Here is an 8,191-nt window from a genome sequence, read left to right as displayed (position 1 = left end):
TCAGGTTTTGTAGAGCTTAGGATATAAATATTTGGATTAATATCTCTTTTCATCCTATGAACGAAATTATATTCCGTGCCTATTGCCATTAAGTCTTTAGGATGTTCTTTTACATAATTTAATATTTGGCTTGTACTTCCCACAAAATCAGCCATCTCGCATACTTCAGGAGAACATTCCGGATGAACCACTATTTTAATTTCGGGATATTTTTTTTTGTAAAATTCTATATGTTCTGGCATAAAAAGCTGGTGGACCGAGCAGTGTCCGTTAAAACAGATAATATCGGCACTTTGCCAGTTTTCATCTCCTATTACGCTTGATTTTACTTCAAGCATTTTTGCTACATTTTGTCCTAAGTTTTTATCCGGGAGGAAAAATACTTTTTTGCCTTGATTTAATACGTGGGATACTATTTTTTTAGCGTTTGAGCTGGTACAGGTTAGCCCTCCAAGCTCTCCTACAATTGCTTTAACCGCCGCGCTTGAATTTATATAAGTTATCGGAATAAAATCGATTCCGTTTTCTTTTAGCTCTTTTATATTGTTTTTAACTTTTTCAACTTCTGCCATTCTGGCCATAGAACAGCTTGCAAGGCGAGGCATATATACAGGAATATCTGGGTTTAGTATTTTAGCACTCTCGCCCATAAAGCTTACCCCGCAAAAAATAAGAGGGTTTTTGAGTTGGCTTGTTTTTTTTGCAAGTTCCAGACTGTCTCCCGTTAAATCGGCAATGTCGAATATTTCATCTTTTTGATAATAATGCGCCGCTAAGGTTATGTTATGTTTTTTTAGAAGTTCTTTTACTCTCTTAACCATTTATATCCTTTCTTTAAACTTAAATAATTATATTATAATTTCACAAAAAAGGAAATTTATGAGCAATCTTTTATGGTATCTTATCGCTTATTTGGTGGGGGGAATTCCGTTTGGATATATAATAGCCAAATATTTTGCCGGAATCAATATAAAAGAACACGGAAGCGGAAATATAGGAGCAACAAACGTTTTAAGGGTTTTAAAAGAAAAAGACCCTAAAAAGGCCAAAAAATTGGCGGCTGTTACGCTTTTTTTAGACGCGTTTAAAGGAGCGGCGGTAATTTTGGTGGCAAAGGCCGCGGGAGTTTGTGATGCAACTCTTTGGACTATAGCCGTTTTGGCAGTAATAGGACACTGTTTTTCTCCGTTTTTAAAATTTGAAGGCGGAAAAGGGGTGGCTACTACTCTTGGAGTAATGCTGGTACTTATTCCAAAAGCCGCAATTGTGGGACTTATAGTTTGGTTTATTATGGCAAAAACAGTTAAAATATCTTCACTTAGTTCTCTTGTGGGGATTTTAGCGGGAATTGCCAGTGCGTATATTTTATATCCGAATATTTCTATTCAGTCTTACGCGCCTTTATGGATTATCGCGTTTATCGTAATTTATAAACATAAAGAAAATATTTACAGACTTATAACAGGTCAGGAGAAAAGGGTTGTGTGATGTATACTATAGTAATTGAGGAGCTGACGTTTAAAGCTATTTTGGGGATATTAGAAAAAGAGAGAAATGAAGAACAGTTAGTGGTGGTTGATTGTGAAATTTCTTATCCTCAAAAAGTGGATTATGTAGATTATTCAAAAGTATGCGATGTCATTCAGAATATGATTATCAAAAATCGTTACTCTTTAATAGAAGACGCCGTAGATGATATAGAAAAGAAATTAAAAGAGCTTTTTCCTCAAATGAAAGAACTTTATTTAAAAATAACTAAACCCGAAATATTAAAGAATGCTTTAGTAGGAGTGAAGATTTTAAGAAAATATTAATTTTTGATATAATATTTTAAATTTTAAGGGCTTTGGCCAAAAGGAGAATTATGCGCCTTTTAGTTGTAGAAAAAGATGAAACGCTAAACGATTTAATTACAAAATCCCTTCATGAAGCGGGATATAAAACGGATGAAGCTTTTACCATAAAAGATGCCAAATATTTTTTGGATATCCGGCATTATAATTTAATTATAGTAGACTCTAATTTCGGTATGAGTGAGGTGTTCAAATTTATAGATTACGCAAAAGATACATATCCTTTAATAAAAATTATAGTTATTTCAGATGACCCATCCGTTGAAAATGAGATAAAAACATTAAAAATGGGTGCTGATGATTATATAAAAAAACCTATTCATTTCGATTTGCTTATTACCAGAGTTAATGTGGCTTTAAGAGGAGGCAAAGAGTCACAAATCAAGATAAAAGACCTTATAATCGTAAAAGATGAGGAAAAAATCATTTATAAAGGTAAAGAGTCTTATTTGAAAGGTAAAGCATTTGAAGTTTTTATGCATTTAGCCAGATATCCTAATCAGGTTATTTCAAAAGAACAGTTATTAGATGCCATTTGGGAAGAGCCGGAACTCGTGACACCAAATGTTATAGAAGTTGCAATAAATCAGATACGTCAAAAGGTTGACAAAGTTTTTAAAATTGATACAATAAAGACCATTCGCCGAAGAGGCTATAAATTTTCATATCCAAAGGAGTAGCATGTCACTTAAAATAACTGAAGAATGTATTGCGTGTGATGCGTGTGTGGATGAGTGTCCAAACGGGGCAATTGAACCGGGGGACCCTATTTACGAAATAGACCCTGATTTATGTACTGAGTGCATTGAATATGGTGGCGAGCCTCAATGTGTTCAGGTATGTCCTGTCGATGCTATAGTTCCGGACCCTGATAACGTAGAAACGGCAAAAGAACTTAAATTAAAAGCTGAACTTATTCACAAAGACGAAGAGTAATGGCAAAAGTAACGGCTGTAATCGATATAGGTTCAAACTCTGCCAGAATGGCAGTATTTAAAAAAACCAGCCGTTTTGGTTTTTATCTTCTTCGTGAAGAAAAAAGTAAAGTTAGAATAAGTGAAGGCGCTTATGAAAACGGGGGGAATTTACAGGATTTTGCGATTGAAAGAGCGATAAAGGCACTTAGAGAGTTTCTTTTAATCGCAAAGTCTCTGAAAGCCAGAAAAATTCTCTGTGTTGCCACTTCTGCCGTTCGTGACGCTCCAAACAGAGTCGAATTTATAAAGCGGGTAAAAGATGAACTCGGTCTTAAAATAAAAGTAATTGACGGAGATAAAGAGGCTTTTTTCGGAGGGGTTGCAGCGGCAAATCTTTTATATGAAAAAAACGGAGTAACTATTGATATTGGAGGAGGCTCTACAGAACTTGCCTTAATTCGCAACAAAAGAATAGAATCCACCATTTCTTTAAAACTCGGAACCGTTAGATTAAAAGAGCTTTTTTTTGACAAAGGCGATATAAAAGGAGCAAAAGCTTATATAAAAGAAGAAATAAAAAGACTGGGGGATATTTTTAATTCGAAAAAAGTGTTTGGTATAGGCGGGACAATCAGGGCCTTATCTCAAGCAATTATGAAAAAAATCGAATATCCTCTTGATATTCTCCATGGATTTACTTATGAGCTTAAAAAGCAAAAAGAGTTTATCCAGAGCATTATAAAAATGAATGATGAAGAGCTTTTGAAAGCGGGGATTAAACCAGAAAGACTTGATGTAATAAGACCTGGAACTCTTATATTTTTAGAGCTTTTAGAATACTTAGAAGCAAAAGAAGTCATAACCAGCGGAGTAGGCGTTAGAGAAGGGGTGTTTTTAACGGACTTGTTAAGAAATGATAATTATAGGTTCCCTGACAACTTTAATCCTTCGGTAAGAACAATTATGGATGTTTATCAGATTGACAGAAAAATAGCTGCTTATGAAACAAAGATAGTTCTTGAGGTTTTTGATTTGTTGAAAGATGATTTTAAGCTTGATGATAAATATAAAATGCATCTCACTTATGCCATCAAGCTCTCCCGTGCCGGAGAATTAGTAGATTTTTACGAAGCTCATAAACATACCGATTATATTTTGTTAAATTCTCTTCATTACGGATTTAGACATTGTGATAGACTGCTGATTTCAAAAATTATCCGTTATTACAAAAGAAAGAAAATTAAGAAAAAAGAGATAGAAAAGTTTAAATGTCTTCTTCCTAAAAAGGATATAATAGAAAAACTCTGTAATATTTTCTGGGTGGCAAAACTGGTGAATATCAATCTTTCTATGCCAAAAGTTGAAATAAAAAAAGATAAAAATAAAATTATTATAAAAGGTGATAATTTATATCTTGCAAAAGAGCGTTCAAAAACGCGTGAACTTTTTTTTGATTTGGAAGTAAAAAATGAAGAATAAAGTTTTAGTACTTTGTACCGGCAATAGCTGTAGAAGTATAATTGCCGAAGCTATTTTAAAAGCGGAAGGGATTGATGCTGTGAGTGCGGGAAGCAATCCAAGCGGCAGGGTAAATCCGAATGTAAAAAGGGTGTTGGAGGAAAATGGTATCTGGGGCGAATTTTATTCAAAATCAATTGATGAGGTTATGGATGACGAGTTTGATTTGGTGATAACGGTTTGTGATAATGCAAAAGAAAAATGCCCTGTTTTTCCAAAAAAAATAAAAACTATTCATATTCCTTTTGAAGACCCTGACGGAAAAAAATACGAAGAATTTATAAAAACTTACAATGAAATTCGTTCAAAACTTTTGCCTGTTGTAAAAAAGATTTTGGGACATTAATATAAATTTTATTGTAATTTATTTCTTAGTTCTTCATCAAGGACTTTTTTCATTTTCTTTCCTAAATTCTTATAAATAAAAGTAAAAATGATTATACCTACTATAGCCCAAAAACTGTTTTGAAGTGCTTGCGGATTATAAAATAAATTATATCCTATAAGAATTCCCGCTGAGATAAAGCAAAGAACGGCTCCTAAGAGAGATAAGAGAGGATTGGCATTTGTTATGTTTCTTAATTTAAAGTTTGCATAGTTTACCAAACCAAATATTATTAAAAATCCAAAACTCCCTGCAATTGAGATGTTTTCAATATTAAAACTGGTAGTAAATATAATAGCTAACAGTCCTAAAATAATCATCCCCTCATATCCGTTTTTCAGTTTTTTTGAAAATTCTTTTGGAATTTCTCCTAGTTTTGCTATTAAATATCCGGCTCTTCCGGCTCCGTAAATAGTTGCGTTAATAGCACTGGCCGTAGAAATCATAGCGGCGATAGCGATGATAATAAACCCTGTTTTTCCAAGTATAGGTTCTGCTGCTATAGCTAAAACATAATCTTGAGCTTTTTTAGCGGTTTCAAAATCCACATTGGCTATTGTCACAACCGCAATACTTATATATAAGAAAATTACAAAAATCACACTTGAATAAAAAGCTTTTGGCAGGTTTTTTTCAGGGTTTTCAACATCTTTTGCTGCGTTTGCTATAAGCTCAAAGCCTTCATAAGCTACAAAGATTATGAGTCCGCCAGTTAAAGTCTTTATAAAACTTTCCCAATATTCAGGCGATAGTCTTTCAAAATGCTTAGCTGCGTAAAACCCTATTATTATAAAAAGCAAAAGAATGCCGATTTTTGTATAAACCAGGATATCTTCCGCTTTTCCGCTAAGATAAGCTCCTAAAAGATTGATTAAAATAAAAATTAAAATGACAAACACAGCCAATGTTTTGTGAATCCATGGTATTTCATCTCCTGTAATAAGAGCACTTCCGTAGCTTCCAAATGCCGAGGCATAAAGAGAGAGCATTATTACGTAAGACATTAATAAAAGATTATTGGCTACAGAGCTAAAAAGATTGTTTCCGTAAGCTTGAACGATATATTCGATACTGCCGCCTTCACTTGGAAATTTGATTGAGAGTTTAGTGTAAGAATATGCGGTAATCAGGGCAATAAGACCCGCAGTTAAGAATGCTAAAGGAGCGGCTCCTTTTGCTAAGTCGATTGTGAGTCCCAAAACAGCGAAAATTCCACCTCCGACCATTCCTCCTACACCTATACTAAACGCTTCCCAAAATCCCAGTTTTTTTTCTTTCATTCTGTTTCCTTAAAAATTAGCTCCCATTGAAAACTCAAATTTCTTTAAATCATCTTCGTCTTTTGATTTAAGAGGGTTTGCTAAAATAAAACTAAGAGGTCCCATAGGCGTAATCCACTCAAGCTGTATTCCGTATGATGCCCTTGAGATATCCAAAGAATCTTCTCCTACAGCTCCGTAATCTATAAAACCTGTAAGCCACATTCTTATTTTTTCGTTGATAGGGGTAGAAACTTCTACTCCTGTTATAAATTCGTATTTTCCTCCTATTTCGTTACCGTCTTTATCTTTAGGCGAAATGGAATAGGAACTAAATCCTCTAACGGTAGAAGGTCCTCCTATATAGAATTTTTCATTGATAGGTAAATATCCGTTATCCACGGCAACCCCTCCTATAGCCCTGTATTTTAATACCGCTATTGTTTTATATGTCTTGTCTTTAATAGGATAAAAATATTTACCTTTGGCTATTGCCTTTATGTACTCTTCATCTCCTCCTATTCCCGCATATTCTATTGAAGCACTCGCTTTTATACCTTTGGTAGGGAAAAAATAATCATCGGTATTATTATAATTGAGGCTTGTTACTATATAGCTTTTAGTACTTTGGGGTTTTATATATTCATCCGATACGTCATAATCGGAAAGTTTATCTTTTTCATATCCGTAAGTTATATGGGCGTTAACGTATCTGTTTAACATTCTTCCTATACCGATATATCCACCTTTCTTGTGGGAAGTATATGAAATTCCTTCGAAGTAGTCATCGAAAATGGAAAAATTCATAGAATATTTAGTATCTAATACCCTAGGGTTATATAAAGACATATTAAATGTTTTTGAAACGGAACTTAAATCTGCGTTTAAAGTTATTTTCTGACCGCTTCCAAAAACGTTTCTTTCTGTAATAGCAAAATTTACTCCGAATTTTGTGTAACTTCCGTAGCTTATACCGGCTCTAAGACTTCCGCTTAGACCGTCTTTTGCATGAACTATTAAATTCATTTCGTTTTTAGAAATTTGTTTTTTTTCTATTTTTACATCTTCAAAATACCCAGTTCTTTTTAAAGAATTTATACTGTCTTCGAAATTAGTGTATGAAAATTTATCGCCTGGGGCTAGATATATATTTCTTCTTATCACTCTGTCTAATGTTTTGTCGTTTTCAGTTATTATTACGTTTTTTATATATACTATTTGGCCCGGAATTACTTTGTAAGTAATGAAGGCGTAATCTTTTTCTTTTTTAATATCCGGATAAACTTTTGCATAAGCATAACCTTTGTCCATAAAAGCATGAGATATATTTTTTATATCTTCTCTTAAAGCATATATATTAAAATATTTATCTTTTTTTAGTTCCAATTCTGGTAAAGTTACGTTTATTTCTTTAGGGTATTTTACTTCTACTTTTTTAACTGTGTATCTTTTCCCTTCTTGTATTTTATAATCTATATCGGCAAAATAACTATCTAAATTTGCTTTAGCTAAAGGTATGGAAACTTTTGCGTCTAAATATCCTAAATTTAAATAATAATCCTGAATTTTTTTCTGGTCTTCGGGCAGTTTATAAAGATTAAGCTCTCCGCTGTTAAAAATAGGCAGAAAGCTCCAAAATGTTTTAGGTTGATTTTCTGTTAGGTCTATTAAATCGTCTTTATCTAAAGAGGCTCCGAAAAAGTTTATTTTTCTTATTGCAACTTTTTTTCCTTTATAAACATTTACTTCCAGTATAATTCGGTTTTTATCTACCGGCTTTGTTTTTATATCTACCACGGTATTAAAATAACCTTTTGCTATATAATAACTCTTAATAAACTCTTTTAATTCTTTAAGTTTTTTAGGGTTTAATATGGAACCTTTTTTGGGAAGATAATTGTTTTCTTTTAATACTTTTTTTAACTCTTCTGAAAGATTGTTTAATTTAATATTTAATATAGTAGGTTTTTCTTCACATATAAACGTTAAAACACCGTTATTGTAATCTGCTTTAATGGTTTTAAAATATCCCGTATTATAAAGCGCTTTTATACTTTTGTCTATTTTTTCAATATCGTATGTAGAGTGAGGAGTTGTCTTTATAATAGCATTAGCACTTAGAGGCGAGATATGTATAAGGCCCTTATATTCTATTTTTTCTATGTCCTGGGCAAAAATAAGCATAGGTATTAAGAACATAAATTTTTTCATGATTCCCCTTGTGTTTTTGTAATGCAAAATTATATCGTAAATGTGATA

At 32.9% G+C, this 8,191-nt stretch carries 9 protein-coding genes; 6 read left to right on the top strand and 3 right to left on the bottom strand.

Annotation, left to right across the window (positions count from 1 at the left end; translation table 11 throughout):
- A partial coding sequence (nadA, locus tag ACXJH6_RS00420) for a quinolinate synthase NadA (RefSeq protein ID WP_456469788.1) occupies positions 1–821 on the bottom strand: 821 nt, incomplete at its 3' end.
- A gap of 58 nt (positions 822–879) precedes the next feature.
- Between nadA and plsY the strand changes: the two genes are divergently transcribed.
- The 6 genes from plsY to ACXJH6_RS00390 are packed head-to-tail and all read left to right on the top strand — an operon-like array spanning position 880 to position 4,634.
- Entirely contained in the window at positions 880–1,488 is a 609-nt protein-coding gene (gene plsY / locus ACXJH6_RS00415) for a glycerol-3-phosphate 1-O-acyltransferase PlsY (protein WP_456469787.1), read from the top strand.
- A complete protein-coding gene (locus tag ACXJH6_RS00410; protein ID WP_456469786.1) occupies positions 1,488–1,814 on the top strand; it encodes a dihydroneopterin aldolase in 327 nt (108 codons plus the stop codon). The genes plsY and ACXJH6_RS00410 overlap by 1 nt, the downstream gene beginning before the upstream one ends.
- Positions 1,815–1,864: 50 nt before the next feature.
- Positions 1,865–2,533 (top strand): homeostatic response regulator transcription factor HsrA, encoded by a 669-nt coding sequence (gene hsrA, locus ACXJH6_RS00405; RefSeq protein WP_456469785.1) that lies wholly within the window; start codon positions 1,865–1,867, stop codon positions 2,531–2,533.
- Between the two features lies 1 nt (position 2,534).
- Complete coding sequence (locus ACXJH6_RS00400) at positions 2,535–2,789, top strand: YfhL family 4Fe-4S dicluster ferredoxin (protein ID WP_456469784.1); 255 nt, start codon at positions 2,535–2,537, stop codon at positions 2,787–2,789.
- Entirely contained in the window at positions 2,789–4,249 is a 1,461-nt protein-coding gene (locus ACXJH6_RS00395) for a Ppx/GppA phosphatase family protein (protein WP_456469783.1), read from the top strand. Before ACXJH6_RS00400 ends, ACXJH6_RS00395 begins: the two co-directional genes overlap by 1 nt.
- Positions 4,239–4,634: an arsenate reductase ArsC gene (locus ACXJH6_RS00390; protein WP_456469782.1), complete on the top strand. Its 396-nt coding sequence runs from the start codon at positions 4,239–4,241 to the stop codon at positions 4,632–4,634. The genes ACXJH6_RS00395 and ACXJH6_RS00390 overlap by 11 nt, the downstream gene beginning before the upstream one ends.
- 8 nt (positions 4,635–4,642) lie before the next feature.
- Here ACXJH6_RS00390 and ACXJH6_RS00385 read toward each other — a convergent pair whose 3' ends face one another.
- Both ACXJH6_RS00385 and bamA read right to left on the bottom strand, forming a co-directional pair.
- Positions 4,643–5,953: an APC family permease gene (locus tag ACXJH6_RS00385; protein ID WP_456469781.1), complete on the bottom strand. Its 1,311-nt coding sequence runs from the start codon at positions 5,951–5,953 to the stop codon at positions 4,643–4,645.
- 9 nt (positions 5,954–5,962) lie between these two features.
- On the bottom strand, positions 5,963–8,143 hold the full coding sequence (gene bamA, locus ACXJH6_RS00380) for an outer membrane protein assembly factor BamA (RefSeq protein WP_456469780.1): 2,181 nt from the start codon (positions 8,141–8,143) through the stop codon (positions 5,963–5,965).
- Positions 8,144–8,191: the final 48 nt, after the last annotated feature.

The sequence above is a fragment of the Caminibacter sp. genome, from assembly GCF_053999135.1.
Note: the sequence above shows the minus strand (reverse complement) of the source record. Positions and strands in the feature narration are given on the sequence as shown.

What these genes read in the sequence shown, in the direction of transcription:
- ACXJH6_RS00410 (WP_456469786.1), top strand. Translation starts at nt 1,488, where the DNA reads ATGTATACTATAGTAATTGAGGAGCTGACGTTTAAAGCTATTTTGGGG.
- ACXJH6_RS00400 (WP_456469784.1), top strand. Translation starts at nt 2,535, where the DNA reads ATGTCACTTAAAATAACTGAAGAATGTATTGCGTGTGATGCGTGTGTG.
- hsrA (WP_456469785.1), top strand. Translation starts at nt 1,865, where the DNA reads ATGCGCCTTTTAGTTGTAGAAAAAGATGAAACGCTAAACGATTTAATT.
- ACXJH6_RS00395 (WP_456469783.1), top strand. Translation starts at nt 2,789, where the DNA reads ATGGCAAAAGTAACGGCTGTAATCGATATAGGTTCAAACTCTGCCAGA.
- ACXJH6_RS00390 (WP_456469782.1), top strand. Translation starts at nt 4,239, where the DNA reads ATGAAGAATAAAGTTTTAGTACTTTGTACCGGCAATAGCTGTAGAAGT.
- ACXJH6_RS00385 (WP_456469781.1), bottom strand. Translation starts at nt 5,953, where the DNA reads ATGAAAGAAAAAAAACTGGGATTTTGGGAAGCGTTTAGTATAGGTGTA.
- plsY (WP_456469787.1), top strand. Translation starts at nt 880, where the DNA reads ATGAGCAATCTTTTATGGTATCTTATCGCTTATTTGGTGGGGGGAATT.
- bamA (WP_456469780.1), bottom strand. Translation starts at nt 8,143, where the DNA reads ATGAAAAAATTTATGTTCTTAATACCTATGCTTATTTTTGCCCAGGAC.